The sequence below is a fragment of the Actinomycetospora sp. genome (genome assembly GCF_036497245.1).
Lineage (GTDB): Bacteria > Actinomycetota > Actinomycetes > Mycobacteriales > Pseudonocardiaceae > Actinomycetospora.
Genome location: NZ_DASXJS010000088.1, coordinates 48,120 through 74,331, shown reverse-complemented (window position 1 = coordinate 74,331; position 26,212 = coordinate 48,120). Strand labels below are relative to the sequence as shown.

The window sequence follows — 26,212 nt, the reverse complement described above, 5'->3', positions numbered from 1 at the left end:
GTCGCGTCGACGTCGCCGGGCGTTCCGCACTCGAAGGCGATCGCGACCCGGCCGTCGCCGGTCGGCGGCGTGAAGTCCGGGTCGAACGAGCGGATCGTGTCCTCGGTGTCGAGGGCCAGGACCAGCGGGCCGAACGGGAGGTTGACGTGCGGCTGCGACTCGGCGCCGTCGGGGACCTCGAGCCCCAGCGCGCGGTAGAAGGCGAGCGAGGCGGTCATGTCCGCGACGACGATCCCGACGAAGGCCGGCTGCGGCGAAGGGGTACCCATGCCGTGGCACGCTAGGGCCGTGTCGGGGCCCGCGTCATGGATCCATCGGACACGCGAGCTGACCTTCACCCCGCCGCTGAATCCCGAGAACCTCTACGGGCACCTCGTGGCGACCGCCGTGCCGGGCGTCGAGGAGTGGCACGACGGGGCCTACCGGCGCACCCTCGCGCTGGCCGGGGGCCCGGGGATCGTCGTGCTGCCCCCGCCGTCGGGCACGGTGGTGACCGCGGTCCTGCACCTGGCCGATCCCGCCGATGAGGACGAGGCGGCGGGTCTTGCCCGTCGCATCCTCGACCTGGACGCCGACCCGGCCGCGTTCGACGCGGTGCTGCGCGGTGACGAGGTCATGGCCCCGCTGGTCGACGCCGCACCGGGCCGTCGGGTCCCCGGTAACCCGGATCCGGACGAGTTCGCGGTGCGCGCCGTGCTCGGTCAGCAGGTCTCGACGGCGGCCGCCCGGACCCATGCCGCCCGGCTCGTCCGAGGGCATGGGACGCCGTTGCCCGGCCCGGCGCCCGGCGGGTCGTCGCTGACGCACATCTTCCCGTCGGCGCACCAGCTCACCGCACTCACCGACGACGAGCTGGGGATGCCCGCGAGCCGCAAGCGCACCCTGCACGGGCTGGTCGCGGCGTTGGCCGACGGCACCGTCGACCTCCACGCGGACCTCGCCACCGCGCGCCGCGAACTGGGTGCGCTGCGCGGGATCGGGCCCTGGACGGTCGACTCGGTCGCCATGCGGGCGCTCGGTGATCCCGACGCGTTCCTGCCCGCCGATCTCGGGGTCCGGGTGGCGGCCCGCTCGCTGGGGCTGCCCGAACGGGACCGCGATCTCGTCGCCCGTGCCGAGGCCTGGCGGCCCTACCGCGCGTACGCGACGCAGTACCTGTGGTCGGCCCTCGACCACGCGGTGAACACCATGCCCGGGTGAACACCACGCCGGCGTGATCAACGGCCGAAAACTGACGTCCAGTGTCAGGAACGCGACTTTTCTGACATCCGGCCCGGCTAGAACAGCATCCGGTCCGCGGCCTCCAGGTCGAGCAGGGTGCGCTTGCGCTCGATCCCGCCCGCGTAGCCGGTGAGCGAGCCGTCGGACCCGACGACCCGGTGACACGGCACGACGATCGCCACCGGGTTGGTGGCCATGGCCCCGCCCACGCGCCGGGACTCCGAGACGGGCAGTCCGACCGACGTCGCCAGCTCTCCGTAGGTGATCGTCTCGCCCCAGCCGACCGGCGCGAGGCCGTCGAGGACCCGCCGGTGCCCGGCGCTGCGGCCCGAGAGGTCGACGGGGACGGTGAACTTCCGCAGGGTTCCGTCGAGGTAGGCGTCCAGCTCCTCACAGGCGGCCGCGAGGATCTTCTCGCCTGCGGCGCCGGGGGAGGTGCCGGGCTCCTCGGGCGGCGAGAAGCCGAGCAGGGTCAGCCCGACCTCGGAGGCCTCCAGGTACAGCGTCCCGATGCGGGTCTCGTGCGTGACGGTCATGCTCCTGAGAACACCACGGCGAGCCGATCCGTGGCAGTTCCGCCGAGATCATCGGGTACTCATCGGGCTCGGTCGCGCTGCACGGCCTGATGCGTGCCCGTTGAACGTCAGCCAACAGGGGACCGCGCAGGGCGGAGGGTCAGCCGCCCGCGAACGGCGGGAGCACGTCGACGGTCGCGCCGTCGGGCAGCGCCTGGTCGCGATCGTGGACCGCGAGACCGTCGAGCAACAGGCTGCACGCGCCCAGGACACGGACGAGAGCCTCGCCGTGATCGGCGGCCACGGCCGCGACGAGGTCGGCGACGGTGGTGCCCGCCGGCAGCGTCACGGTCTCGGCCGACGTGCCTGCCGCGGCCTTCGCGCCGGCGAAGTAGCGCACGGTGGCGGTGAGGTCGGCGGAACCCGTATCGGGATCGACGACGGGGTCGACGAGGGAACGGGTCACGGTGCTGGCTCCCATCCGGTTCATCCGCCGATCGCGCTCATCGGACGGTCGGGCTGCAGGAAGCCCGGGTCGTCGATCCCGTGGCCTGCCTTCTTGCCCCACATCGCGACGCGCCAGGCGTCGGCGACCTCGTCGTCGGTGCCGTCGCCGCGCAGCAGGCCGCGGAGGTCGTTCTCGGTGCGGGCGAACAGGCAGGTCCGGACCTGGCCGTCCGCGGTGAGGCGGGTCCGGTCGCAGTTCCCGCAGAACGGGCGGGTCACGGACGCGATGATCCCGACCCGGGCCGGGCCGCCGTCGGGACGGAGGTACCCGTCGACGAGGAACCGCTCCGCCGGGGCGCCGCCACGCTCGGCGGGGTCCGGGGTGAGGGCGAAGTGCTCGCGCAGCGAACCGAGGATCTGCTCGGCGGTGACCATCCGGTCGCGCTGCCAGGAGTGACCGGCGTCCAGCGGCATCTGCTCGATGATCCGCAGTTCGAAGCCCTCGGCGAGCGCCCAGGCCAGGAGGTCCGGGGCCTCGTCGTCGTTCAGGCCCGGCATCAGCACGGTGTTGATCTTCACCGGGGTCAGGCCCGCGTCGCGGGCGGCGGCCAGCCCGGCGAGCACGTCGCCCAGGCGGTCGCGTCGGGTGATCTCGGCGAAGCGCTCCGGGCGCAGGGTGTCCAGCGAGACGTTCACGCGGTCCAGGCCCGCCGTGGCGAGCCCGCGGGCGCGCTTCACGAGGCCGAGCGCGTTGGTGGTCACCGACGTCTCGGGACGCTGCGGCAGCGCGGCGGTCGCCGCGACGATGTCCTCGAGGCCGCGACGCAGCAGGGGCTCCCCGCCGGTGAACCGGATCTCGCGGACCCCCAGCCGCTCGACGGCGATCCGGACGAGCCGGATCACCTCGTCGTCGGTGAGGGCCTCCTCGGTCGGCATCCACTCCAGGCCCTCCGCGGGCATGCAGTAGGTGCAGCGCAGATTGCAGCGGTCGGTCAGCGAGACACGCAGATCAGTCGCGACGCGGCCGAAACTGTCGACCAGGCGGTCGTCGCCCGGCCGGCCCGAGGTGTCGACACGGTCCGCGCCGGGGGTGGGCACGGACGGGACGCCGAGGTCGAGGATGGTCATCACCGCCACGATAACCGCGTCGCGCGCGGCTGCGTGAGGCGTATCTCCGCAGGTCGCAGCGATGATCCGCAGATGCGGAACGCAGTCGGCGCCTCGTACGCACGTGCGGGGAGCGAATGCCGAGGACCCTGCGATCGGGCAGGTCGAGCGGCTGCGTCGCGAGCCTGCTCCCGGTTCGGTGTCGTCGTCGCACGTCCGGGTGACACGCCGAGGGGTTCCCGCCTCCGGGGCGTCGGACACCGAGGTCACTACCGTTCTGTCGTGTCTTCCGCCGGGGCCGCCACGGTCGTCAGTCCGGCGGCCCCTCCCCGACGGCGGCCCCGCAGGCGCAGGCGTCGTCGCCCGGTGGTGGCGGGGCTCCTCCTGGTCGTGCTCGCGGCCGTGGCCGGGCTGCTGCTGCTCGGCGGCGACGCGCCCTTCGCCCCGCAGACCACCGTGCCGGTGGTGCGCGGCACGGTCACCGCGGAGGTCTCCGCACCGGGCTCCGTCGTGAGCGCCACGGCCTCGGACGCGGGCTTCGCGGCCGACGGCACCGTCGCGGCCGTCGACGTCGCGGTCGGGACGCCGGTGCGCACCGGGGACGTCCTCGCCACCCTCGACGACGGAACTGCTCGGGCGCGCGTCGCGGCCGCCGCCGCGACGCTCGAGGCGGACCGTCGCGCGCGGGACGCGGCGGGCGCGGTCCCGGTGCCCGACCCCGTCGCGCTCGCCCGGCTCGACGCCGCGATCGCGACCGACCGGGCGGGCGTCACCGAGGCCGACGGGGCACTCGACGCCACGGTGCTGCGCGCGACCCAGGACGGCACCGTCACCGCGGTGGCCGCCCACCCCGGCGACCGGATCACCGCCACCTCCCCGCCCGCCGTGCGGATCGCCGACCTCACGACGCTCGTCGTCCGGACCGGGATCGGTCCACGTGACGTGGCCGGGATGGCGGCCGGGCAGCCGGCGACGGTCGCCGTGGACGGCGGGCCGCCCACCGCGGGCCAGGTCGCCGACGTCGCGCCGGCACCCGGCCCCGACGGGCGCTACACGGTCGCCGTGGACGCCATGCTCCCGCCGACGGCGAGGATCGGTCAGCCCGCCGACGCGACCGTGGTCCTCGCCCAGCGCACCGACGTCCTCGTCGTGCCCGCCGCGGCGCTGGCCCCCGACGGGCGCACCGTGCTCGTCAGCGGACCCGACGGGGAACGCCCGCGTGCCGTGACCGTGGGTCTCGTCGGCCGGGAGGGCGTGGAGATCCTCGACGGGGTGGTGGCGGGTCAGCTCGTGGTCGTGTCCGACGATCCACGCACCGCGTCGTAGGTGTTCCCGAGCGCGGCCCCGGTGAGGTCGGCGGTCGCCGAGGTGGTGTTCGCGGTGTCCCGGTAGAGCCCGACCTTCCAGTAGCTCGACTGCCCCGGGTACAGCGTGCCGCCCGGCGGCCGGTAGTCCGTGAGCTTCTGCTGCCCGTCGATCCAGACGTCCACCCGGCCCTTGGCGGGGTCGGACGAGAACCGGATCCCGGCGACGATGTCGACGGCCCGCCCCGTGACCACCGGCGCGATGTCGGTCGAGAACAGCGCCGACCCGCCCGGCCGGGCGTAGCCGCCGCCGAGGACGAACCGGCCCCTCTCGACGCGCAGCTCCAGCGGGGGCGACCCGTCCCCGTCGTTCTTCCACTGGGTGGCGAGCTGGAAACCCTGCGGGTCGGTCGGGAACGACGGGGGCAGCACGTACGTGACCCGGAAGTAGCGGGTCTCGCCCTCGGTGAAGTGGCCGACGTCCGGTTCGATCTCGGCACGCTGCGAGCCGGCCGGGACGGTGAAGCGGATCGCCTTCGTCGGAGCGTCGACGACGGTGACGCTGGAGCTCCCGGTGACGTTGTACGGGGTGTCCTTGAACCCCGTCAGGCCGGTCGTGGCGATCGCCGCGTCCCAGAGCGCCGCCACCGGGGGCACGACGATCCCGCCGGCGGCGGGGCTCGTGGTGGTGGTGGTGGTGGTGGTGGTGGTGGGTGTCGTGGTCGTCGGCGTCACCGTCGCCGCGGCGGGCACGATCTGCGGGACCACCACGGGCGGGATCGCGACGGGCGGGATCGCGACGGGCGGGATCGCGACCGGCGGCACCGCGACGAGGGGTGGCGTGGTCGTCGTCGTCGGCTTCGGTGGGCCCGGCGGCGTGGGGCGTGTGGGCCGCGTGGGCGGGCCGGGCTTCGTCGTCGGCGTGGCCGGCGTGGTGGTCGACGGCGTGGTGGTCGTGGGCGTGGTGGTCGTGGGCTTCGTGGTCGTCGGCTTGGTGGTGGTCGTGGGCGTGGTGGTCGTCGGCTTGGTGGTGGTCGTGGGTGTGGTGGTCGTCGGCTTGGTGGTGGTCGTGGGCCTGGTGGTGGTGGTGGTGGTCGTCGTCGGAGCGGGCTTCGTCGTCGGGGTCACCCCCAGCGCCGAGAGCCAGACCTCCCGGACGACAGGGGTGGCCCCGTTCGCCGCGCCGTGCAGGAGGAGCCGGACCTGGACGTCGACGGTGGGAGACCCGAAGCGCGCCGGGGAGCCACCACGCACCGGGAGCCAGTCGCCCCAGACGCCCCGGCGGTCGAGCCCACGGGCCTGCACGTCGACCCCGGTCCCGGGCGGGAGGTCGGCCGTGAGCGCTTCCGCCAGTCCGGACGTGGGCGCGGCGAGCCGGCGCGGGGCCAGGGTCAGGACACCCTCGGCCGGGCGTCCCGGCGTGCCCGCGGCGCTCAGGCGGACCCCGCCGTCGGAGAGCACGAGCCCGGAGTCGTCGCCGCCGTCGAGCGCCAGCTCGGCCGCCCAGGATTCGCCGAGGGAGGCGGTGCTGGTCGCCGGCACGGGCCGCGGCGCGGCCGGGGTGACCACGGCGAGCGCAGTGCCGACGCCGCCCATCAGCAGGCTCACGGTCAGAGCCGCGGCGACCCCGCCGCGGCGCAGCGCGCATCGGGGGCACGCGGCCTCGTCGCGCTCAGCACGTCGGGACATCGCGGGCCTCCAGGGCGTCGGCGGGGACGTAGCGGTCGGGGCCGATGCGCAGCCAGCCGTTCGGGCTCGCGCCGGCGCGACCGGCAGGTACCGGCGCCGAGGTCGCGCACTGCACCGGGACACGGGAGTGCGGTGCCACCACCCCGACGTCGCGGCCTCCGGACGCGGCGGACGCCCGCACCGTGATCGGGTCGTCCCCGCGCGCGGTGCCGGAGCGGCCGGTGCCGGTCCAGAGGTAGGTGACCTGGACCCAGGAGTTGTCACGCAGCCCCAGGTCATCGGTGAAGGTGCCGTCGGCCAGGTCGATGCCCGCGGGGTTGGTGACCCTGCGCCCGGAGCCGTCGCGCCCGCCGGCGTAAGCGTCGGTGACCGCGGCCTGGGCCTCGGGCACGCCGCGCGGCAGGTCGGCGAAGTTCTCGCGGGTCGCCGGCGTCGACCAGTAGTCGTCGCGGGTGTTCCACGGGCCGAGGTCCCAGACCGGCGCCCAGGAGCAGCGGCCGGCATCCGTGCAGACCTGCGCGGTGTAGTCACCGGTGCCGTCCGGGGCGAGCCCGCGCCGCGACGGCAGCGCCACGAAGCGGTCGTCCGCCACCACCCGGTGCCCGTTGGCCGTGCGGTTGCCGACGAGGCCCACGCGGGTCGCGAACACGCGGGCGGTGAGGGCGACCGTCGACGCGGGCGGTGTGCTCGAGGCGGGCGCGCGGTCGGCGGTGAGCCAGAGCCGGCGCAGCGACGGGGACACCCCGCCGGTCCCGGCGACGAGCGTGACCCGGATCTGCACCTGGAGCGTGGCCTCGGGGAGCAGGGCGGGCGCCGACGCCGTCGCGGTCGTCCACTGGCTCCAGGACCCGTCGCTGCGCAGCCCGCGCACCGCGACGACGACGTCCGAGCCCGCCGGCCGGTCGGCGGTCGCGTCCGCCGCCACCCGGTCGGTCACGGCGGCGACCCGGCGGGGCGGCAGGAGCAGCTCGCCCTCCGCCGGTGCCGGGCCGGTCGAGGTCGTGCGCGGCGAGGTGCTCGCCAACCGGATCGCGCCGTCATGCGCGGCCACGTTCGCGTCGTCACCGCCGCCTACCGAGAGCTCCGCGGCCCACGACTCGCTGCCCGCGATCGCCCATGCCGCGCCGCCCGGCAGGGTCGCGGCGCCGAGGGCCAGGACGACCACCGCCGTCGCTCGTGCCCAGCGGACCCGTCGTCGGGATCCGTTCCGACTCGCCATCACCGCTCCTGGTCCGGAGCCCGCGCTGCTGTGGGCCGTCCGGAGAGCAGCAAAGGATCATCGCGCGCCGTGGTCAACCGAAACGCGCGTGACGCGTGTGAGTGAGACCCAGGTGGGTGAATTACACCGATGTCGTGAGCTTGACCGGCGTTCGGGTCCCTGGCCGTGCGCTCGGACGAGTGACGCGGTACATGTTCCAGTTGGAGCTCGGGGGCGGGCGAGGGGGACCGATGGGCAGGACGTGCGTGGTGCACGACCCGCGGGAACAGGCGCGGCACCGGCTGGAGCTGTTGCTGCGGGCCCACGCGGACGTGGACGAGATCGTCACGACGGCCGACGACGACGACCTGCTCGCCCGGGCGGGGGAGGGGCCGACGGAGCTCGTCGTCCTCGGGGTCTCGCGGACCGGGGACGCGGCGGACATGGTCCGGCGCATCCGGGAGGTGTCCCCGACGACGGCCGTGCTGCTCGCCGGTGCCACCGAGGACGCCGGGTCGGTCGCCGCCGCCCTGGCCGCCGGGGCGGTCGGCTTCCTGCGTTGGGAGGCGCCACGCGCGCTGGTCCGGACCCTCGTCCAGGTGGCGGGCGAGTCATCGGCGGGCGAGGACCTGCTCCCGTTGACGTCCGCCGGGCCGGGGGAGGAGTCGCGATCGGTCGAGGTGCGGGTGGATCTCTCCGTGCAGCAGGCCCTCGGTCTCTCGGTGCGCGAGGTCCAGGTGCTGATCGGCGTCGGGCGCGGGCTCACCAACGCGGACATCGGGCGCAGGCTCTATCTGTCGGGTCAGACGGTGAAGACCCACGCCGCCCGGCTCTTCCGCAAGCTCGGCGCGGCCGACCGCGCGGAGGCGGTCGGCCGGGCCTGGGCCGCGGGGCTGTTCATCCGCGCCAGGTAGACGGCGCGGGCGGGGTCAGGAGCGGGCCTTGATCTCCTGGCGGGCGACGGAGCGCAGGTGCACCTCGTCCGGTCCGTCGGCCAGGCGCAGCGCGCGCGCCCAGGCGTAGGCGGAGGCCAGCGGGAAGTCGTCGGACACCCCGCCCCCGCCGTGGACCTGGATGGCGCGGTCGATCACGGCGCACGCCATCCGCGGGCAGATCACCTTGATCGCCGCGATCTCGGTCGCCGCGCCGCGCGCGCCCACCTCGTCGATGAGGTAGGCGGTCTTGAGCACCAGCAGCCGGGCCTGCTCGATCTCGATCCGGCTCTCGGCGATCTGCGCCTGGACGACGCCCTGGGCGGCCAGCGGCTTGCCGAACGCGACCCGGTCGTTCGCCCGGCGCACCATCGCGTCGAGGGCGCGCTCGGCCATCCCGATCAGCCGCATGCAGTGGTGGATGCGCCCGGGGCCGAGGCGGGCCTGGGCGATCGCGAAGCCGCCGCCCTCCTCGCCGACCAGGTTGGACGCGGGCACGCGCACGTCGTCGAGCTCGATCTCGCAGTGCCCGTGCTGGTCCTGGTAGCCGAACACCGGCAGCGGCCGGGTGATCGTGAGGCCCGGGGCGTCGCGCGGGACCAGGATCATCGACTGCTGACGGTGCGCCGAGGCCTCCGGGTCGGTCTTGCCCATGACGATGAAGATCGCGCAGCGCGGGTCGGACGCGCCGGAGATCCACCACTTGCGGCCGTTGATGACGTAGTCGTCGCCATCGCGGCGGACCGAGGTCGTGATGTTGGTGGCGTCCGACGAGGCGACGGCGGGCTCGGTCATCGCGAACGCGGAGCGGATCTCACCGGCGAGCAGCGGCGCCAGCCAGTCCTGCTTCTGCTCGGCGGTCCCGAACAGGTGCAGCGTCTCCATGTTCCCGGTGTCGGGCGCCTGGCAGTTGATCGCCTCGGGCGCGATGACCGGCGACCACCCGGTGACCTCGGCGACGGCGGCGTACTCGAGGTTCGACAGGCCCGACTCGGCCGGCAGGAACAGGTTCCACAGACCGCGCTCGCGGGCCTCGGCCTTGAGCGTCTCGACCACCGGCGGCAGGTCGTGCTCGGCGGGCGTTCCGCGGCGCTCCTCGCGCCAGGCGTCGTACTCCGCTTCCGCAGGCAGGATCGACTCGTCGAGGAAGGCGCGCATGCGCTTCGTGTAGTCATCGGCCACGGCGCTGGGTGCGAAGTCCACGCCCGGACTCTCCCACCGGCCGCCGGGGATCGCGAGAGCGCTCATGATCACGCCAGGTCGCCGCCCGGCCCACCCTGGCGAAATTCCTGACCGATCATCGCAGCGCAACCGCATGTGCGCCTCTACACTCCGTCGCCGTGACGCAGTTCCGGATCGCCGAGGCCGCCCGCCTGCTCGGTGTCAGCGACGACACGGTGCGTCGCTGGACCGACGGCGGAGCGCTACCGGTCGAGGCCGACAGCAGCGGCCGGAAGGTCATCGCCGGCGCAGACCTGGCGTCGTTCGCGCGTGCCCAGGCCCACGCCACGCCGGACCCATCGGGAATCGGACGATCCGCACGCAATCGGTTCGTCGGTCTCGTCACGGACATCCAGAGCGACAAGGTCATGTCCCAGGTGGAGATCCAGTGCGGTCCCCACCGGGTCGTCTCGCTCATGAGCACCGAGGCGGTGAACGAGCTCGCCCTCGAGGTGGGCTCGCTCGCGGTCGCCGTCGTGAAGGCCACTCACATCATCGTCGAGACCCCCGGAGGTACCGCGTGAGCACGCAGCGTTCTCCCCGGACGGCGCGCCGCGGCGCCGTCCTCCTCGCTGCCCTGGCCGCCCTGCTCGGTCTGGCCCTCGCCGCCTGCGGCGGCTCGGGCTCGTCGGGCCAGCCCTCGGCCCAGGCCCCGCCGCCGCAGACGCTCACCGTCTCCGCGGCGGCGTCGCTCACCGAGGTCTACCAGGGCCTCGCGCAGCAGTTCCAGGCCGCGAACCCCGGGGCGACGGTCAAGTTCAACTTCGGCGGCTCGGACCAGCTCGCCCAGCAGGTCGTGCAGGGCGCGCCCGCCGACGTGCTCGCCACCGCCAGCTCGAAGACGATGCAGACCGCCGTGGCGGCCGGCAAGATCCAGGGTGAGCCCGTCATCTACGCGACCAACAAGCTGCAGATCGCGGTCGCGCCGAACAACCCCAAGCAGGTCGCACAGCTGGCCGACCTGAACAAGCCGGGCGTCACCTCCGTGGTCTGCGCCCCCGCGGTGCCCTGCGGGGCGGCGGCCGTGGCCGCCGAGAAGGCCGCGAACGTGACGCTGAAGCCCGTCAGCGAGGAGCAGGACGTCAAGGGCGTGCTCACCCGGGTCGAGACCGGCAACGCCGACGGCGGGCTGGTCTACGTCACCGACGTGAAGAGCGCCTCCGGCAAGGTCACCGGTGTCGACTTCCCGCAGGCGACCGCCCAGGGCGTCACGCAGTCCTACCCGATCGGCGTGGTCACCGGCAGCCAGAACGCCCAGCTCGCGCAGTCCTGGGTGAGCTTCGTGACCGGCCCGCAGGGCAAGGCGGCACTCCAGCAGGCGGGCTTCACCACGAAGTGATCGCCGCGAGGGGGCGGTTCGACCGGGTCGACGGGACGGCGGGGGGCGCGTGAGCCGCGTCCCCCGCGTCCTGTGGGTGCCCGCGGTCCTGGCGTGGCTGCTGGTGGCCGTTCCCGTCGTGGGGCTCATCGTCCGGGTGGACCTGTCGAACTTCTTCGCCCTGGTCACCTCCGACGCGGCGCTGGCCGCTCTGTGGCTCTCGCTGAAGACCGGGCTGGCGACGATGGTGTGCTGTCTGGTCTTCGGCGGGCCGCTCGCGGTCGTCCTCGCCCGCTCGCAGCTGCCGGGGCTGCCGTTCATCCGCTCGGTGGTGCTCCTGCCGTTGGTGCTCCCTCCGGTGGTCGGCGGCCTCACCCTGCTCTTCCTGCTCGGGCGGACCGGCCCCGTCGGAGCCTTCCTCTACGAGCGCTTCGACATCACCGTGCCGTTCTCGACGACGGCCGTGGTGCTGGCCCAGACCTTCGTCGCGATGCCGTTCCTCGTGGTGTCCCTCGAGGGGTCGCTGCGCACCGCGGGGGAGCGGTACGAGGCGGTTGCGGCCACTCTCGGGGCCTCGCCGCTGACCACACTGTGGCGGGTGACGGTCCCCGTCGTCATGCCCGGTCTGCTCTCCGGCAGCGTGCTGGCCTTCGCCCGCGCTCTGGGTGAGTTCGGCGCGACGATCACCTTCGCCGGTTCCCTCCAGGGCACCACGCGCACGCTGCCCCTGCTCATCTACCTGCAGTCCCAGGACGACATCGACGGTGCCGTCGCGATGTCCCTCGTACTCGTGGTGGTGGCCATCGTCGTGATCATCGTGAGCCGCACCCGGGACGTGCAGTGAGCGCCCTGTCGGCCGACGTCGCCGTCGTGCGCGGCTCGTTCGAGCTGGACGTGTCGCTCGCGGTGTCCAGCGGGGAGGTCGTCGGGGTCCTCGGCTCGAACGGGGCGGGCAAGTCGACCCTCCTCGGGGTGCTCGCCGGGCTGTACCGCCCCACCCGCGGCGAGATCGTGCTCGGTGACCGCACGCTCGCCTCGCCCACCGCGTCGATCCCGGTGCATCGCCGCAGGGTCGGGCTGCTCAGCCAGCAGGCACTGCTGTTCCCACACCTGTCCGCGATCGACAACGTCGCGTTCGGCCCCCGCTCCACGGGCGCGGGCCGGCGAGAGGCCCGCGCGACGGCCGAGCGCTGGCTCGCCGAGGTCGACGCGTCCGCGCTCGCGGACCGCCGGCCTGCGCAGCTCTCCGGCGGCCAGGCCCAGCGGGTCGCGATCGCCCGCGCGCTGGCCTGCGGCCCCGAGCTCCTGCTGCTCGACGAGCCCTTCGCCGCCCTCGACGTCGACGCCACCCCGGCGATCCGCTCGCTGCTGCGCCGGGTGGTGCGCGCGACCGGGGTCACGACGCTCATGGTCACCCACGACGTCCTCGACGCGGTCGTCGTCGCGAACCGGATTCTCGTGCTCGACGGGGGCCGCGTCGTCGAGTCCGGGACCACCACCGACGTCCTCGCCCGGCCGCGCTCGGCGTTCGCGGCGCGCATCGCGGGCCTCGACCTCGTTCCCGGAGTGTCCTGCGCCGACGGGCTGGAGACCGCCGAGGGCACCGTCGTCGCCGGCACCCATCCGGAGCCGCTCGACCACGGCGAGCATGCGGTCGCGCTGTTCGCCCCGGCTTCGGTGGCGGTGTTCCGGGCTGATCCGGGTGGCTCCCCGCGCACCGCGCTGGCGGTCCGGCTCGCCGCGATGGAGCCGCACGGTGAACTGGTCCGGCTGCGCGCGGCTCCGTCGGCCGACGGCCCCGACTGGGTGGAGGGACTCGCCGCGGACGTCACCCCGGCCGCCGTCGCCGAGCTGGGGGTGGAGCCCGGCGACGAGGTCTGGTTCGCCGTCAAGGCGGCCGAGGTGACGGTGCATCCGGCGGGGCGCTGACGGGGCCGGCGCCCTTCCCGCGCTGCTGGGAGCGGATCCGCGCTGCCCGCAGCGGAGATCGTGGCGACCGGGTTCTCCCCGCCGCGACGGTGGGGCCATGACCGAATCGACGCCCAGCAGCTTCTCCCCGGAGCTGCGAGCCAACCTGCTCCGCCACCGGGTGCTCGTCCTCGACGGCGCCCTCGACGACGACAACGGCACCGCCCTGACCGGTCACCTGCTGACCCTCGCCGCGGAGAACGACTCGGCGGACGTCGCGCTGTGGATCCACTCACCCGGCGGGTCGGTGCCGGCGATGTTGGCCATCCGGGACGTCATGCGGCTCGTGCCGTGCGACGTGTCGACGCTCGCGCTGGGCCTGGCGTGCAGCGCCGGCCAGTTCCTGCTCTCGGCGGGCACGCCCGGGAAGCGGTACTCCCTCCCGCACGCCAAGATCCTGATGCACCAGGGGTCGTCCGGCATCGGAGGATCGGCCGTCGAGGTGGAGGTGCAGGCCAACGACCTCCGGCACACCCGCGACACCGTGCTCGGCCTCATCGCCTCCGACACCGGCCAGCCACCCGACCGCGTCTTCGAGGATTCCCTGCACGACCGGTGGTTCACCCCCGAGCAGGCCCGCGACTACGGGTTCGTCGACGGGATCGTCGCCTCGTTCGACCAGGTGATGCCGGTGCGCCGGCTCCGCGTCGGCATGGCTGTCGGGTCGGGGGCGGCGGCCTGATGAGCAGCTACACGATCCCGAACGTCGTCACCCGGGACTCGCGCGGTGAGCGCGTCGTCGACGTGTACTCCCACCTGCTCTCCGAGCGCATCGTCTACCTCGGCACCGGGATCGACGCGGGCGTGGCCAACGCCCTCATCGCCCAGCTGCTCCACCTGGAGGCGGACGCCCCGGAGCAGGAGATCTCGATGTACGTGAACTGCGAGGGTGGCGACATCGCGGCGATGCTCGCGGTCTACGACACCATGCAGTACGTCCGCGCCCCGGTCGCCACCACATGCGTGGGCCAGGCCGTGGCGGCGGGCGCGGTGCTGCTCGCGGCGGGCGCGCCGGGTCGACGCTCGGCCCTGCCGCACACCCGCGTGGTGCTCCACCAGCCGGCGGCCCAGGGCCGCGGTGCGATCCCCGACCTCATTCTCGCGGCCGACGAGGTGGTGCGCGTGCGGGCCGAGATGGAGACGATCCTCGCGAAGCACACCGGCCGGGACACTCACACCCTGCGCCACGACACCGACCGCGACCTCGTCCTCACGGCCGCCGCGGCCCGGGACTACGGGATCGTCGACCAGGTGATCGAGGCCCGGTAGGTCGGGCCGGTAGGTAGGGGCGGGGGTTCGGTCAGGCGGCGAGCCTCACGGAGCCCCGGGACCCCGCACCGCGGGCGAGGTCGGCGTGCGCCAGCCGGACGATCTCCCGCAGCGGGACCCCGAGCGCTCCGGCGGCGGCCGCGAGGATCTCGCTCGACGGATCCTTGCGGCCCCGCTCGAGCTCGGAGAGGTACTGCGGGGACATGCCCGCCCGCGCGGCGGTGTCGGCGAGGCGCTCGCCGCGCGCCCGCCGCAGGTCGCGGAGCCGTCGGCCCACGACCTCCCGCCACAACGGTTCCGTCGGGCCGGGCGCGGGGGAGGCCGGCCACGGTTCCGGGCTCGTGCGCCGGGGCACGGCGTCCGGCGGCCCGGCCTCCGGCGGCACGGCGCTCCGACGGCGGCTCTCGAGAGATATGACCTCGCCCATGTCGGGAGGCTAGGAGGTCTCGGCGCTCCTGCGGCCGGATTCCGCCGCGGGCGAACGGCCGCCCGCCCCGCTGGCCCGCCCCGCTGGCCCGGCCCGGCCCGGTCCGGCCCGGCCCGGCCCGGCCCGGCACGAGGGGAGGCCTCGTCCCCGTAGAGCGATCGGATCCTCCCCTCGCGCTGGACCCACTCGATCCCGGAGTGATCATCGGGTACCAGTCGGGCTCCCCGGGCCTCGGCGAGCCGATACGTACCCGGTGATCTTCCGCCGCGTCAGAGCCGGCGGCTCCAGAGCCGGACGAACCCCGCCGCGGCGACCAGCAGCACCGTCGCCACCGGCATCGCCCACCTCGCGCGCCGCGCGCCGCGCAGTGCCCGGCCATCAGCGCGTCCCGCCGCGGAGCCGGGCCGACCGTCCCCCGTGGGCGGGACGTGACCGCTCAGGTGTCCGACGGCCCCCCGAACAGCGGCTCGTCGACCGAGCGGATCTCCTGGCTCGGCAGGCCCTCCGCGTGCTCCTGGCGCACCCGTTCCACTGCGGACAGGGCGATCCCGAGGTGCTGGCGCTTGGAGGTCTCGTAGAACTGCTGGGCGCCGGCCGAGAGCTTGGGCGACCCGTGGAGCGGCTTGTCCGAGACGCAGAGCAGCGTCGCGTTCGGGACCCGGTAGCGGAAGCCGTTCGCGGCGATCGTCGCCGACTCCATGTCCACCGCGACGCTGCGCGAGGCCTGCATCGCGGCGAGCGTGGTGCGCTGGTTGAGCTCCCAGTTGCGGTTGTCCGTGGTGTGCACGGTGCCGATCCGGTACTCCGCCCCGGCGGTTTCCAGGGCGTCCAGCAGGAACATGTTGAGCCGGTGGTTGGGGATCACCGGGACGTTGAGGGGCAGGACCTCGTCGAGCACGTGGTCGAAGCGCTGGTAGCCGGTGGCCAGGACGAAGTCACCCTTCTGCTGGTGGTTCCGCAGGCCGCCGCAGTGACCGATCATGATCATGGTGTCGGGCCGCAGGACCGCCACGTGGTCGGTGGCCGTCTTCGCGTTCGCCGGCCCGACACCGATGTTGACCAGCGAGACGCCGTCGCCGTCGTCGGTCACGTGGTGGTAGGCGGGCATCTGCACGCCGCCACGCTCCGGGCCGATCGCGTCCGGGTAGCGCTCGAGGAACGCCTCCACGTGCATGGCGTAGTTGGTGAAGAGCACGTGGCGCTGGAAGGTCTCGGCGGGAGTACCGGTGTAGTGGCCGAGCCGGTCGACCGAGAGCCCCATCCGCTCCGGGCCGAACAGGAAGAGCTTCTTGGAGCGCGCGTCGACGCGGTCCTCGTCGAGGGCGGCGAAGAACGACGGGTCGTCGAACCCGAGCGCGGGGCGGGCGGGGCGTGCCGTCACCCGGGCGCCGGCGCGCAGCAGCGCCTCCAGCTCCCGGTGCAGGTAGCGCCGGATGGCGTGGGTGCGGGAGAACTCCCCGGTCAGCCGCGGGTTCACCGTCGACCAGGGCCGCACGACCTCGATCGTCGAGTACCAGCCGTCGTCGTCGATCGCCGCGAGGGTGTCGACGAGGCCGTCGGCGGCCGCGTCGACGTCGCCGGTGGCGAGGGACGCGCCGTCGACGCTCGCGCTCGTCGTCGCGGACGTCGTGCCGGAGGAGGTCGTGGCCGAGGAATCGGTGGCCGTCACGGGAGACGATCGTGCCAGCCCCGTCCGAGCGGTCGCAGAGGGATGCGCGAGAGCCGCGCGCGAAGGCATAGTGAGCGAGACCACGATCCTCACGTCTGGAGGCCGCACCGGTGACCGCCCCCGCCGTCCCGTCCCTGCCCTCGTACGCCTCGGGGTTCTCCGACGAGCCCCTGCTCGGGGACACCATCGGCGACAACCTCGATCGCACGGCCGCCCGCGTCCCCGACGGCGAGGCGCTCGTCGACCGCGCGCAGGGTCTGCGCTACACGTGGGCCGAGTTCGTCACCGAGGTCGACGCGCTGGCGGTCGGGTTGCTCGACCTCGGCATCGAGAAGGGCGACCGCGTCGGGATCTGGGCGCCGAACTGCGCGCAGTGGACGCTGCTGCAGTACGCCGCGGCGAAGGTCGGCGCGATCCTCGTCAACGTCAACCCGGCCTACCGCACCCACGAGCTGGAGTTCGTGGTCAACCAGGCCGGGGTCCGGATGCTGGTCGCGGCGCGCAGCTTCAAGACCTCGATGTACGCCGAGATGATCGAGACCGTGCGGCCGAACTGCCCGGGGCTCGAGCGGGTGGTCATCACCGACACCGAACAGTGGGCGTCGCTGTTCGTCCACGACGGGGACCTGGGACGGGTGCGGAGCAGGCAGGATCAGCTCTCCGCCGACGACGCGATCAACATCCAGTACACGAGCGGGACCACCGGCTTCCCCAAGGGCGCCACGCTGTCCCACCACAACATCCTGAACAACGGGTACTTCGTTGGCCGGCTGTGCGGCTATACCGAGGCCGACCGGGTGTGCATCCCGGTGCCCTTCTACCACTGCTTCGGCATGGTCATGGGCAACCTCGCGTGCAGCAGCTCCGGGGCGACGATGGTCATCCCCGCGCCGGGGTTCGACCCGAAGCTCACCCTCGAGGCCTGCGCCGAGGAGCGGTGCACCAGCCTCTACGGCGTCCCGACGATGTTCATCGCCGAGCTGTCCCTGCCCGACGCCGACTCCTACGACCTCGCCCCGCTGCGCACCGGGATCATGGCCGGCTCGCCGTGTCCGGTGGAGGTCATGAAGCAGGTCGTCGAGCGCTTCGGGATGACCGAGGTGACGATCTGCTACGGCATGACCGAGACCTCGCCGGTGTCCACCCAGACCCGCGCCGACGACTCGCTGGACCGCCGGGTCTCGACCGTCGGACGCACGTTGCCCCACCTCGAGTCGAAGATCGTCGACCCGGAGACCGGACTGACGGTCCCGCGCGGCACCCCGGGTGAGCTCTGCACCCGCGGTTACTCGGTGATGCTCGGCTACTGGGAGCAGCCGGAGAAGACCGCCGAGGTGATCGACCGGGCGCGCTGGATGCACACCGGAGACCTCGGGGTGATGGACGACGAGGGCTACGTCAACATCACCGGCCGGATCAAGGACATGGTCATCCGGGGCGGGGAGAACGTGTACCCGCGGGAGATCGAGGAGTTCCTCTACACCCACCCGGACATCCTGGACGCGCAGGTCATCGGCGTGCCGGACGAGCGCTACGGCGAGGAGCTCATGGCCTGGGTGCGGCTGCGCGACGGCGTCGCGGAGCTCTCCGCCGAGGCGGTGCGGGAGTTCGCCTCCGGCAAGCTCGCCCACTACAAGATCCCGCGCTACGTCCGTGTGGTCGAGGAGTTCCCGATGACCGTGACGGGCAAGGTCCGCAAGGTCGAGATGCGGTCCGAGGCGGTCGAGCTGCTCGGCCTGGGGAACGTCAGCCCGACCGCCTGAGCGGTGATCACCCGGGGCTCACGCCGCCCCGACGGGGATACGATGGCGCGACGCGCTCCGGCACCTCGCCGGGGCGCGTTCTCGTCGACGAGAGAACAGGTGAGCACGGTGCCGACCGGCAAGGTCAAGTGGTACGACGCCGAGAAGGGCTTCGGGTTCCTCTCCCAGGAGGACGGGGGCGACGTGTACGTCCCCAAGGGTGCGCTCCCGGGTGAGGTGGAGGCGCTGAAGTCCGGTCAGCGCGTCGAGTTCGGGATCGCCGAGGGTCGTCGCGGCCCGCAGGCCCTGCAGGTCCGCCTGGTCGACCCGCTGCCCTCGGTGGCCGAGGCCAAGCGCCGCTCGCCCGACGAGCTCCACGGGCTCATCGACGACATGATCAAGCTGCTCGAGGTGAAGGTGCAGCCCGACCTCCGCCGTGGCCGCTACCCCGACCGCCGCAACACCAAGCGCCTCGCCGAGGTCGTCCGGGCCGTCGCGCGCGAGCTGGAGGGCTGATGCCCCCGGGTCGGCGCCCGACGGCGCCGGCCCGGTCGGTCAGCCGTTCACGAGCACCCAGGTGGAGCGCGTCGAGAACAGGCTCCCCTGGGGCGTGAGGGTCTCGCTCGCCCCGAACTGCTGGACCTCGACGCGCTGCAGACGCCAGCGCGGGTCCGGCAGCGCGAGATGGAACTGGCCGCGGGCCTTCGGGGCGAACACCTGGCTGCGCCCGCTCTGCTGGGTGCCGTTCTCGTCGAGGTAGGTGAACGCCACCTGCCACGGCGTGGCGAGCACGGTGTCCGGGACGGTGATGTCCACCGAGGCTCCGGGCGGCAGCGGGAGCGCGACGACGTCGGTCGGCTCGTTCTCGCAGTCGGTCACCATGACGTCGCAGTAGACCGTCGGCTGCGCGGACAGCGACTGACCGTTCGCGGCGAACGTGACGTCGCCGGGGGAGTCCGGCCCCGAGGTCAGGACGAGCGCCGTGACGGTCGCGGCCACCACCACGACGACCGCGGCGACCGCGATCCACACCCACCGCGGCACGGCCCGCAACCGGGCGAGCACGCCACCGCGGGACACCGGCCGGGACTCCTGGTCGGAGGCGGTCACGACGAGGCCCGCCTGCGGGGGATCAGCGAACGGCCGCGCGTGGTGAGCACGGTCTGCACGGTACCGACCGCCAGCACGGCGCTGATCACGGTGAACCCGATCCACCACGTCGGGGGCAGCAGCACCCCGAGCGCGCCGCCGAACACCCAGGAGAGCTGCAGGATCGTCTCGGAGCGCCCGAACGCCGACGCGCGCGCCGCCTCGGGCATGTCGCGCTGGACGACGGCGTCGAGGCACACCTTGAGCAGCGCGGACGCCGTCGCGCCGACGAGGGCGACGACCGCCGCCGTCGCCAGGCCGACGACGACCGCGGCGACCACCGTCGCCGCGAGGCTCGCGCACAGGCCGGTGACGAGCAGGGCGTCGGGCTTGTCGAAGCGCCGCCGCGCGCCGAGGGCGTTGCCGAGGAACCCGCCCGCACCCGCGGCGGCACCGACGATGCCGAGCAGCAGCAGCTGGCGGCCCGGGGTGCCCTCGGTCTGGTGCTTGACGACGAACGCCGCGAACAGCGTGAGGAAGCCGGTGAGGGCTCGGATCGAGCCGTTGGCCCACAGCGCGGTGATCACGTGCGCGCTCATCCCGACCCTGGGGATCTTCCCGTCCGCGCCCGGCCGCGGGATGAGGACGGTCTCCGTCTCGCCCTCGGTGACCTCCACCCACGACGGGATCCGCAGGCACAGCCACACCCCGACCCCGCAGATCACCGCGGTCAGCCAGGCGGCGCCCGCCGAGCCGGAGAAGTACGAGATCCCCGCGCCGATCCCGCCGAAGACCCCCGACGCGATCAGCCCGAAGACGGTGAGGCGCGAGTTCGTCGTGACCAGGGTGATGCCGGGTGGCAGCACCCGGGGGGTGACGGCCGCCTTGAGCACCCCGAACGACTTGGACAGCACCATGATCCCGAGCGCGGCCGGATAGAGCGCCCACGTGTCCATGAACAGGGCGAGCACGACGGCGAGCACGCCCTGGCCCGCCGTCGAGAGCGCGAGGGCGAGGCGACGGCCGCGCTGGATGCGGTCGAGCAGCGGGCCCACCACCGGCGCGATCAGCGCGAACGGCGCGACGGTGATGAGCAGGTAGAGCGCGACCTTGTCCTTGGACTCGGCGCTCGCGGCCGAGAAGAACAGGGTGTTCGCGAGGGCGACGGCGAGGGTGGCGTCGGAGGCGTAGTTCGCCATCCACGCGTAGGTCAGCGCGGTGAGCCCGGAACGGTCGGCGCCGTCGGCCGAGGCCGCGCGGTGGAAGGCGCGCACGCCTGCCCGGGTGAGGTTCCGCGTCCGCCACGCCGCGACCCGGGTGACGGTGATCTTCCTCGGGCCCTGGTCGCCGGGGTCCTGGCCGGCGAAGCGGCGGGTCGGGGGCGGCTCGGGAGTGTCAGAAAAGTCGCGTTCCAGACGTCGAGTGTCAGGTTTTCGACTTTCACTCCCCCGCTGGTCCCGCGGATCGTCACGCCTCCGGCGACCCGCCGACCACCCCGGACGCCCGGGATCGCCTGGCTGGTCGGAGCGGGTCACCGCCTCATCGTCGCCCATCGGCGCGGCGGAGGGGGAGGACGGTGGTGATCACCGGGTGGGGCCCCGGGCGCGGGCACCCCGCCGGTCGGCGATACCGACGTGGAGGGAAGGGCCGAGGCTGTCGGGGCGTTCTCCTAGACTGGAATCGATCGTTTCAGGTTTCTGCGAAGGGCTCTGGTGTCCTCCTCCGGCACTCCCCACGGACCGACGGCCCAACCACCGACGGCACTGTCCGGTCTCGCCTCCGTCGTGCTCGCCGACCCCGGCCTGCGCACCGTCGTCGACGCGGCGGGTCGCGACGCCGCGGTGGAGGGCCCGACGGCGCTGCGACCGCTGCTGGCCACCGCGCTCGCCGCGGATCCCGACGGCGAGCAGGGCGGCGCCGGGCGCACCGTGCTGCTCGTGTGCGCCACCGAGCGCGAGGCCGAGGAACTGGCCACCGCGACCGGGGAGATGGTCGGCGAGGACGTCGTGGCGTACCTCCCCAGCTGGGAGACGCTGCCCCACGAGCGGCTCTCCCCGCGGGCGGACACCGTCGGTCGCCGGATCGCGATCCTGCGCCGCCTGGCCCACCCCGAGCTCGACCCGCACGGCCGCCTGCACGTCGTCACGGCCGCCACCCGCAGCCTCATCCAGCCGCTGGTCCCGGGCCTCGGCGACCTCGAGCCGGTCGTGCTGCGCGAGGGCACCGAGATCGAGCTGGACCACCTCACCGAGCGCCTCGTGGACCTCGCGTACGCGCGGGTCGAGATGGTCGAGAAGCGCGGCGAGTTCGCGGTGCGCGGCGGGATCGTCGACCTCTTCCCGCCCACCGCCGAGTCGCCGGTGCGCATCGAGTTCTGGGGCGACGAGGTCTCCGAGCTGCGGTGCTTCTCGGTGGCCGACCAGCGCTCGCTGCCCGACTCCGTCGAGGCGCGGCCCGACGAGGTCGTCGCGCCGCCGTGCCGCGAGCTGCTGCTGACCGCCGACGTCCGCGAGCGCGCCGCCGAGCTGTCGCGCACGCACGCGGGCACCGGCTCCTTCGGTGGGGACAAGGCGCTGGCCGAGCTGCTCGGCAAGGTCGCCGAAGGCATCCCCACCGAGGGGATGGAGTCGCTGATCCCGGCCCTGCTCCCGGGTGAGCTCGCGCTGCTCCCCGAGCTGCTGCCCGACGGCGGGCACGTCGTCGTCTGCCACCCCGAGCGCGTCGAGCGCCGCGCCGCCGACCTCGTGCGCACCGGCCAGGAGTTCCTCGAGGCGAGCTGGCTGGTGGCCGCCGACTCGACCGAGGGCCGCGCCCCCATCGACCTCGGCGCCTCCGCCTACCGCGACCTCGACGTCGTGCGCGCCGCCTCGCGCGAGGGCGGGCACCCCTGGTGGACGCTCTCCAGCCTCGCCACCGACCCCGACCTGTCGGATGATTCGGTCACCAGCGGCGGCGTCCGCGTCGTGCGCACCGGCCTCACCGGCGTGGAGTCCTACCGGGGCGACTGGGAGAAGGCCGCGGTCGACCTGCGTGCCCACGCCGCGTCGGGCGGGGCGGCCCTCGTCGTCGTCCCGGCCGCCGGGACGGCGCAGCGGGCGGTCGAGCAGCTGAACGAGTTCGTCGGCGAGGACGTGCCCGTGGTGGGTGCGGACGAGCCCGCGACCCCGGTACCCGGCACCATCGCGGTGGTCCGCGGCCGTCTCGCGGACGGTTTCGTCTCGACGGCGAGCGCGCTCGTCGTGCTCACCGAGGCCGACCTCACGGGCAGCCGCGCCACCGGCAGCGACGCCCCGGCCAAGCGGGCCGCGGTCAAGCGCCGCAACGCCGTCGACCCGCTGACGCTGCAGACCGGGGACTTCGTCGTCCACGCCCAGCACGGCATCGGCAAGTTCGTCGAGATGACCCAGCGGACCACCGGCACCGGCAAGGCCGCGACCACCCGCGAGTACCTCGTGCTGGAGTACTCCAGCTCCAAGCGCGGGCAGCAGTCCGACCGGCTGTTCGTCCCCACCGACCAGCTCGACCAGGTCAGCCGCTACGTCGGGGGCGAGCTCCCGACGCTGAACAAGCTCGGCGGCTCCGACTGGTCGAAGACGAAGTCCAAGGCGCGCAAGGCCGTCCGGGACATCGCCGCGAGCCTCGTGCAGCTCTATGCCGCCCGGCAGGCCGCGCCGGGCCACGCGTTCGCGCTCGACACCCCGTGGCAGCGCGAGATGGAGGACGCCTTCCCGTACACCGAGACGCCGGACCAGGCGTCCGCGATCGACGAGGTCAAGGCGGACATGGAGAAGGCGGTCCCGATGGACCGGGTCATCTCCGGCGACGTCGGCTACGGCAAGACCGAGATCGGGGTGCGGGCGGCGTTCAAGGCGGTGCAGGACGGCAAGCAGGTCGCCATCCTGGTCCCGACGACGCTGCTCGCCTCGCAGCACCTGCAGACGTTCACCGACCGGATGCGGAACTTCCCGGTGACGGTGAAGGGCCTCTCGCGCTTCACCGCGCCCAAGGAGGCCGACGCGACGATCCGCGGGCTCGCCGACGGGACCGTCGACGTCGTCGTCGGGACCCACCGGCTGCTGCAGACCGGGGTCACCTGGAAGGACCTCGGGCTGGTGATCATCGACGAGGAGCAGCGCTTCGGCGTCGAGCACAAGGAGCACATCACCGGGCTGCGGGCCCACGTGGACATGCTCTCGATGTCCGCGACGCCGATCCCGCGCACGCTGGAGATGAGCCTCGCCGGCATCCGCGAGATGTCGACGATCCTCACGCCGCCCGAGGAGCGCCACCCCACGCTGACCTACGTCGGCGCCTATGACGAGAAGCAGGTCGCCGCCGCGGTTCGCCGCGAGCTGCTGCGCGACGGTCAGGTCTTCTACATCCACAACCGGGTGGCCTCGATCGACGACAGCGCCGCGAAGCTGCGCCGCCTCGTCCCGGAGGCGCGCATCGCCACGGCACACGGCCAGATGGCCGAGGAGCGGCTCGAGCGGACCGTCAGCGAGTTCTGGGAGCGCGAGCACGACGTCCTGGTCTGCACGACGATCGTCGAGAACGGCCTGGACATCTCGAACGCGAACACGCTGATCGTCGAGCGCTCGGACACGCTGGGGCTCTCCCAGCTCCACCAGCTGCGCGGGCGCGTGGGCCGCGGTCGGGAGCGCGGCTACGCGTACTTCCTCTACCCGAACGACAAGCCGCTGACCGAGACCAGCCACGAGCGCCTCGCCACCATCGCGCAGCACTCCGAGCTGGGCGCGGGCACCGCGGTCGCGATGAAGGACCTCGAGATCCGTGGTGCCGGGAACATCCTCGGCGCGGAGCAGTCCGGGCACATCGCGGGCGTCGGGTTCGACCTGTACGTGCGCCTGGTGGGCGAGGCCGTCGAGGCGTTCAAGAAGCACACCGGGGCCGACACCGACGACGCCGACGAGCCGCTCGCCGACGTTCGCGTCGACCTGCCGATCGACGCCCACGTGCCGCACGACTACGTCGACACCGAGCGGCTGCGCCTCGACGTCTACCGCAAGATCGCCGAGGCCCCCGACGGCCCGGCGCTCGACGCGGTGCGCGAGGAGCTCGTCGACCGGTACGGCGAACCGCCGATGCCGGTGACGAACCTGCTGGCGGTCGCGGCCTTCCGGCACGCGTGCCGGCGCTACGGGATCACCGAGGTCGCGGGGCAGGGCAACCAGATCCGGTTCGCGCCGGTCGACCTGCCCGAGTCCGCGCAGATGCGGCTCAAGCGGCTTCACCCACGGGCCCAGCTCAAGGCGGCCAGCCAGACGCTGAGCCTGCCCAAGCCGACCGAGGGCGAGTCCGGGGGAGGCGGCGCCAAGGGCCCGGTGCGCATGGGGGCCGCGCCGCTGCGCGACCTCGAACTGCTGGCCTGGTGCGAGCAGCTGTTCGTCGCGCTCTACGGGGAGCGCCCGGCCGCGCCGACTCCGGAGAAGGTCCCTGCGGGGGTCTGACGGTGTCGTCGGGTCAGACGAAGAGCTTGAAGCCCGACGCGTAGTCCAGCTCGCAGAGCTCGGTGTCCGGGGACCGCCGCGCCAGGGCCTCCCGGATCGGGGCGACGTCGACGGCGCCCGCGAAGCCGGGCAGCCAGTCGTCGTGGTGGGAGAGCACGAGCCGCCGCGGCCCCAGCCACGACGCCTCCTCGGCGACGAAGTCGGCCAGCGAGCCCTGCACCGGCTCGCCGTCGCGGTTGCCCCGACCCGCCGCGGCGAGGATCGCGACGTCGGGGGACTCCGCGCCGAGCACGCCCGTCCAGGCCCCGACGGTGTCCTGCACGAGCAGCGACCCCTCGGAGGTCTCCACGACGAACACCAGCGCGCCGCCGTCGCCCCGTTCGTCCTGCGAGGCCTGCTGCAGGTGGGTGAGCACGTCCTGACCCAGCGCCGGCAGGCCCGCGAACATCGCCCGGATCCGCTCCTGGCGCTCCTGCCAGGTCACCCCCAGCTCGCCGAGGCAGACCTGGTCGGCGGCGGGGAACGACACCTCCGACCAGATGCACGAGTGCAGGCTGGGCAGGACGCGCACGGTGGTCGCGTCGTCGAGCCGGACCCGCTCCCCGCCCGACACCGCGACGAGCTGCTCCTCGGGCACCCCGCACGCGGCCATCACCCGGACCGTCTCGTAGGACCCGACGATCCGCGCGCCCGACGCGGCGAGCCGCTCGGCCCCGTAGAGGTGGTCGAAGTGCGAGTGCCCGACGAGGACCCAGTCGCCCGGGCCCATCCCGGCGGCCACCTCCGCGACGCCGACCCCGCTCTGCGGCGCGTCCGGGACCCGGTCCAGGTACGCGTCGAGCATCACCGTGAGCCCCTCGGCGGTGACGAGGCGGAAGGTGGCGCAGCCGTACCAGTCCAGTCGGGCGGTGCTCATGACACCAGGCCTATCACCAGGACGACGATCAGGACAGCGGGGAGAACGCGGTCGGCCACGCCATGATCGACTCCGCGCCGAGGATGTTCTCGGGTCCGCCGGGCGGGGGCCACCGGTTCGACTCGTAGAGCTCGCGACGGACCGTGACCCGCTCGTCGAGGCTGTCGAACGGCCAGATGTGGACGATGCGGGCGGGACCGTCGAGGGCGTACATGACCACGGTCAGCGGATCGACGACGTGGCGCCCGGGGAGCCGCTGCCGCCATCCGTCGATCGTCTCCGGCAGGCCGCCGGGGACCAGGTGGTAGTCGCGGATCTCGTAGACGCGGCCGAACTGCCCGGGGATCACCCGGGGGACGAACGGGAACGGCGCGAACCCGCACATCCGCAGGTCGGTGAGGTGTTCCCCGGCGCCGAACGGGTGCGGGCTGCGCGCCGCCCGCTCGCGCTCGGCCGCGAGCGCCGCGTCGTCGTCGAAGGCGCGCAGGACGTACGCCCGGCCGAGGGGACCGTGCTCGCTGTACCAGCAGCCGAGGAGCTCGCCCCCGGCCTCGGGCGCGCGGACCCAGGGCTCGATCCCGTCCAGGGCGGCGTCGGCCCGGTGCAGGCGGAAGTGCAGGGTGGCGAGCTCATAGCGGACGGCCCGGTCGGCCGCGTCGACGTCGTCGCCGGTGATCGGCAGGGGCTGGGTGGGCACGCCCCCCATCCT

Annotated in this window: 25 protein-coding genes; 12 read left to right on the top strand and 13 right to left on the bottom strand. The window is 73.7% G+C overall.

Translation table 11 applies throughout. From position 1 onward, the window contains the following. On the bottom strand, window positions 1-269 hold a 269-nt coding region (locus VGI02_RS09935), incomplete at its 3' end, for a VOC family protein (protein WP_331627167.1). 19 nt (window positions 270-288) lie between these two features. Between VGI02_RS09935 and VGI02_RS09930 the strand changes: the two genes are divergently transcribed. Next, window positions 289-1,200 (top strand): DNA-3-methyladenine glycosylase family protein, encoded by a 912-nt coding sequence (locus tag VGI02_RS09930; protein ID WP_331627166.1) that lies wholly within the window; start codon window positions 289-291, stop codon window positions 1,198-1,200. Window positions 1,201-1,277: 77 nt separating this feature from the next. Here the strand turns inward: VGI02_RS09930 and VGI02_RS09925 are convergent, their stop codons facing one another. From VGI02_RS09925 to moaA, 3 genes are all read right to left on the bottom strand, one after another. Then, a complete protein-coding gene (locus VGI02_RS09925) occupies window positions 1,278-1,757 on the bottom strand; it encodes a methylated-DNA--[protein]-cysteine S-methyltransferase (protein ID WP_331627165.1) in 480 nt (159 codons plus the stop codon). A gap of 139 nt (window positions 1,758-1,896) precedes the next feature. After that, window positions 1,897-2,217 (bottom strand): MoaD/ThiS family protein, encoded by a 321-nt coding sequence (locus tag VGI02_RS09920; protein ID WP_331627164.1) that lies wholly within the window; start codon window positions 2,215-2,217, stop codon window positions 1,897-1,899. A gap of 5 nt (window positions 2,218-2,222) precedes the next feature. Then, a complete protein-coding gene (gene moaA, locus VGI02_RS09915) occupies window positions 2,223-3,311 on the bottom strand; it encodes a GTP 3',8-cyclase MoaA (protein ID WP_331627163.1) in 1,089 nt (362 codons plus the stop codon). 261 nt (window positions 3,312-3,572) lie between these two features. Between moaA and VGI02_RS09910 the strand changes: the two genes are divergently transcribed. Next, the gene (locus VGI02_RS09910; RefSeq protein ID WP_331627162.1) at window positions 3,573-4,616 is read left to right on the top strand and encodes an efflux RND transporter periplasmic adaptor subunit; all 1,044 of its coding nucleotides are present in this window, start codon (window positions 3,573-3,575) and stop codon (window positions 4,614-4,616) included. Here the strand turns inward: VGI02_RS09910 and VGI02_RS09905 are convergent. Both VGI02_RS09905 and VGI02_RS09900 read right to left on the bottom strand, forming a co-directional pair. After that, window positions 4,574-6,283 (bottom strand): polysaccharide lyase family 20 protein, encoded by a 1,710-nt coding sequence (locus VGI02_RS09905; RefSeq protein ID WP_331627161.1) that lies wholly within the window; start codon window positions 6,281-6,283, stop codon window positions 4,574-4,576. The genes VGI02_RS09910 and VGI02_RS09905 overlap by 43 nt on opposite strands. Further along, on the bottom strand, window positions 6,267-7,502 hold the full coding sequence (locus VGI02_RS09900; RefSeq protein ID WP_331627160.1) for a DUF8814 domain-containing protein: 1,236 nt from the start codon (window positions 7,500-7,502) through the stop codon (window positions 6,267-6,269). Before VGI02_RS09900 ends, VGI02_RS09905 begins: the two co-directional genes overlap by 17 nt. A gap of 230 nt (window positions 7,503-7,732) precedes the next feature. Here VGI02_RS09900 and VGI02_RS09895 point away from each other — a divergent pair, with 230 nt between their 5' ends. Next, window positions 7,733-8,395, top strand: a complete 663-nt coding sequence (locus VGI02_RS09895) for a helix-turn-helix transcriptional regulator (RefSeq protein ID WP_331627159.1) — start codon at window positions 7,733-7,735, stop codon at window positions 8,393-8,395. 15 nt (window positions 8,396-8,410) lie between these two features. Here the strand turns inward: VGI02_RS09895 and VGI02_RS09890 are convergent, their stop codons facing one another. Further along, on the bottom strand, window positions 8,411-9,616 hold the full coding sequence (locus VGI02_RS09890; protein WP_331627158.1) for an acyl-CoA dehydrogenase family protein: 1,206 nt from the start codon (window positions 9,614-9,616) through the stop codon (window positions 8,411-8,413). 137 nt (window positions 9,617-9,753) lie between these two features. On the opposite strand from VGI02_RS09890, the gene VGI02_RS09885 reads away from it, so the two are divergent. The 6 genes from VGI02_RS09885 to VGI02_RS09860 all read left to right on the top strand — a co-directional run bounded on the left by VGI02_RS09885 (window position 9,754) and on the right by VGI02_RS09860 (window position 14,189). After that, window positions 9,754-10,158 carry a TOBE domain-containing protein gene (locus tag VGI02_RS09885; RefSeq protein ID WP_331627157.1) on the top strand — a complete coding sequence of 135 codons (405 nt, stop codon included), beginning with the start codon at window positions 9,754-9,756 and terminating at the stop codon, window positions 10,156-10,158. Next, window positions 10,155-10,973 carry a molybdate ABC transporter substrate-binding protein gene (gene modA / locus VGI02_RS09880; RefSeq protein WP_331627156.1) on the top strand — a complete coding sequence of 273 codons (819 nt, stop codon included), beginning with the start codon at window positions 10,155-10,157 and terminating at the stop codon, window positions 10,971-10,973. Before VGI02_RS09885 ends, modA begins: the two co-directional genes overlap by 4 nt. A 49-nt stretch (window positions 10,974-11,022) precedes the next feature. Beyond that, window positions 11,023-11,796 (top strand): ABC transporter permease, encoded by a 774-nt coding sequence (locus tag VGI02_RS09875; RefSeq protein WP_331627155.1) that lies wholly within the window; start codon window positions 11,023-11,025, stop codon window positions 11,794-11,796. After that, on the top strand, window positions 11,793-12,881 hold the full coding sequence (locus tag VGI02_RS09870; protein ID WP_331627154.1) for a sulfate/molybdate ABC transporter ATP-binding protein: 1,089 nt from the start codon (window positions 11,793-11,795) through the stop codon (window positions 12,879-12,881). The genes VGI02_RS09875 and VGI02_RS09870 overlap by 4 nt, the downstream gene beginning before the upstream one ends. Before the next feature lie 97 nt (window positions 12,882-12,978). After that, entirely contained in the window at window positions 12,979-13,602 is a 624-nt protein-coding gene (locus VGI02_RS09865) for a ClpP family protease (RefSeq protein ID WP_331627153.1), read from the top strand. Continuing rightward, a complete protein-coding gene (locus VGI02_RS09860) occupies window positions 13,602-14,189 on the top strand; it encodes a ClpP family protease (protein ID WP_331627152.1) in 588 nt (195 codons plus the stop codon). Before VGI02_RS09865 ends, VGI02_RS09860 begins: the two co-directional genes overlap by 1 nt. A 31-nt stretch (window positions 14,190-14,220) precedes the next feature. On the opposite strand, the gene VGI02_RS09855 is transcribed toward VGI02_RS09860, so the two are convergent. Next, window positions 14,221-14,616, bottom strand: coding sequence for a helix-turn-helix domain-containing protein (locus VGI02_RS09855; RefSeq protein WP_331627151.1), 396 nt, complete (start codon window positions 14,614-14,616; stop codon window positions 14,221-14,223). Between the two features lie 436 nt (window positions 14,617-15,052). Continuing rightward, entirely contained in the window at window positions 15,053-16,285 is a 1,233-nt protein-coding gene (locus VGI02_RS09850; RefSeq protein ID WP_331627150.1) for an AMP nucleosidase, read from the bottom strand. A 110-nt stretch (window positions 16,286-16,395) separates the two neighbouring features. Here VGI02_RS09850 and VGI02_RS09845 point away from each other — a divergent pair, with 110 nt between their 5' ends. After that, a complete protein-coding gene (locus VGI02_RS09845) occupies window positions 16,396-18,048 on the top strand; it encodes an AMP-binding protein (RefSeq protein ID WP_331627149.1) in 1,653 nt (550 codons plus the stop codon). 108 nt (window positions 18,049-18,156) lie between these two features. Continuing rightward, entirely contained in the window at window positions 18,157-18,543 is a 387-nt protein-coding gene (locus VGI02_RS09840; RefSeq protein ID WP_331627174.1) for a cold-shock protein, read from the top strand. Window positions 18,544-18,582: 39 nt separating this feature from the next. Here the strand turns inward: VGI02_RS09840 and VGI02_RS09835 are convergent, their stop codons facing one another. Together VGI02_RS09835 and VGI02_RS09830 are read right to left on the bottom strand one after the other, a co-directional pair. After that, window positions 18,583-19,137, bottom strand: a complete 555-nt coding sequence (locus VGI02_RS09835) for a DUF2771 family protein (RefSeq protein ID WP_331627148.1) — start codon at window positions 19,135-19,137, stop codon at window positions 18,583-18,585. Then, entirely contained in the window at window positions 19,134-20,390 is a 1,257-nt protein-coding gene (locus VGI02_RS09830) for an MFS transporter (protein WP_331627147.1), read from the bottom strand. The genes VGI02_RS09835 and VGI02_RS09830 overlap by 4 nt, the downstream gene beginning before the upstream one ends. A gap of 438 nt (window positions 20,391-20,828) precedes the next feature. Here VGI02_RS09830 and mfd point away from each other — a divergent pair, with 438 nt between their 5' ends. Next, complete coding sequence (gene mfd / locus VGI02_RS09825) at window positions 20,829-24,587, top strand: transcription-repair coupling factor (RefSeq protein ID WP_331627146.1); 3,759 nt, start codon at window positions 20,829-20,831, stop codon at window positions 24,585-24,587. A 13-nt stretch (window positions 24,588-24,600) separates the two neighbouring features. Here the strand turns inward: mfd and VGI02_RS09820 are convergent, their stop codons facing one another. Continuing rightward, window positions 24,601-25,503 (bottom strand): MBL fold metallo-hydrolase, encoded by a 903-nt coding sequence (locus tag VGI02_RS09820; RefSeq protein WP_331627145.1) that lies wholly within the window; start codon window positions 25,501-25,503, stop codon window positions 24,601-24,603. A 28-nt stretch (window positions 25,504-25,531) separates the two neighbouring features. After that, window positions 25,532-26,200 carry an NIPSNAP family protein gene (locus VGI02_RS09815; RefSeq protein WP_331627144.1) on the bottom strand — a complete coding sequence of 223 codons (669 nt, stop codon included), beginning with the start codon at window positions 26,198-26,200 and terminating at the stop codon, window positions 25,532-25,534. Between the last annotated feature and the right edge of the window lie 12 nt (window positions 26,201-26,212).

Bases quoted from the DNA above. Each gene is read 5' to 3' on its own strand.
- VGI02_RS09925 (WP_331627165.1), bottom strand. From the start codon at position 1,757: ATGACCGTCACGCACGAGACCCGCATCGGGACGCTGTACCTGGAGGCC.
- VGI02_RS09920 (WP_331627164.1), bottom strand. From the start codon at position 2,217: ATGGGAGCCAGCACCGTGACCCGTTCCCTCGTCGACCCCGTCGTCGAT.
- moaA (WP_331627163.1), bottom strand. From the start codon at position 3,311: ATGACCATCCTCGACCTCGGCGTCCCGTCCGTGCCCACCCCCGGCGCG.
- VGI02_RS09905 (WP_331627161.1), bottom strand. From the start codon at position 6,283: ATGTCCCGACGTGCTGAGCGCGACGAGGCCGCGTGCCCCCGATGCGCG.
- VGI02_RS09900 (WP_331627160.1), bottom strand. From the start codon at position 7,502: ATGGCGAGTCGGAACGGATCCCGACGACGGGTCCGCTGGGCACGAGCG.
- VGI02_RS09895 (WP_331627159.1), top strand. From the start codon at position 7,733: ATGGGCAGGACGTGCGTGGTGCACGACCCGCGGGAACAGGCGCGGCAC.
- VGI02_RS09865 (WP_331627153.1), top strand. From the start codon at position 12,979: ATGACCGAATCGACGCCCAGCAGCTTCTCCCCGGAGCTGCGAGCCAAC.
- VGI02_RS09860 (WP_331627152.1), top strand. From the start codon at position 13,602: ATGAGCAGCTACACGATCCCGAACGTCGTCACCCGGGACTCGCGCGGT.
- VGI02_RS09855 (WP_331627151.1), bottom strand. From the start codon at position 14,616: ATGGGCGAGGTCATATCTCTCGAGAGCCGCCGTCGGAGCGCCGTGCCG.
- VGI02_RS09820 (WP_331627145.1), bottom strand. From the start codon at position 25,503: ATGAGCACCGCCCGACTGGACTGGTACGGCTGCGCCACCTTCCGCCTC.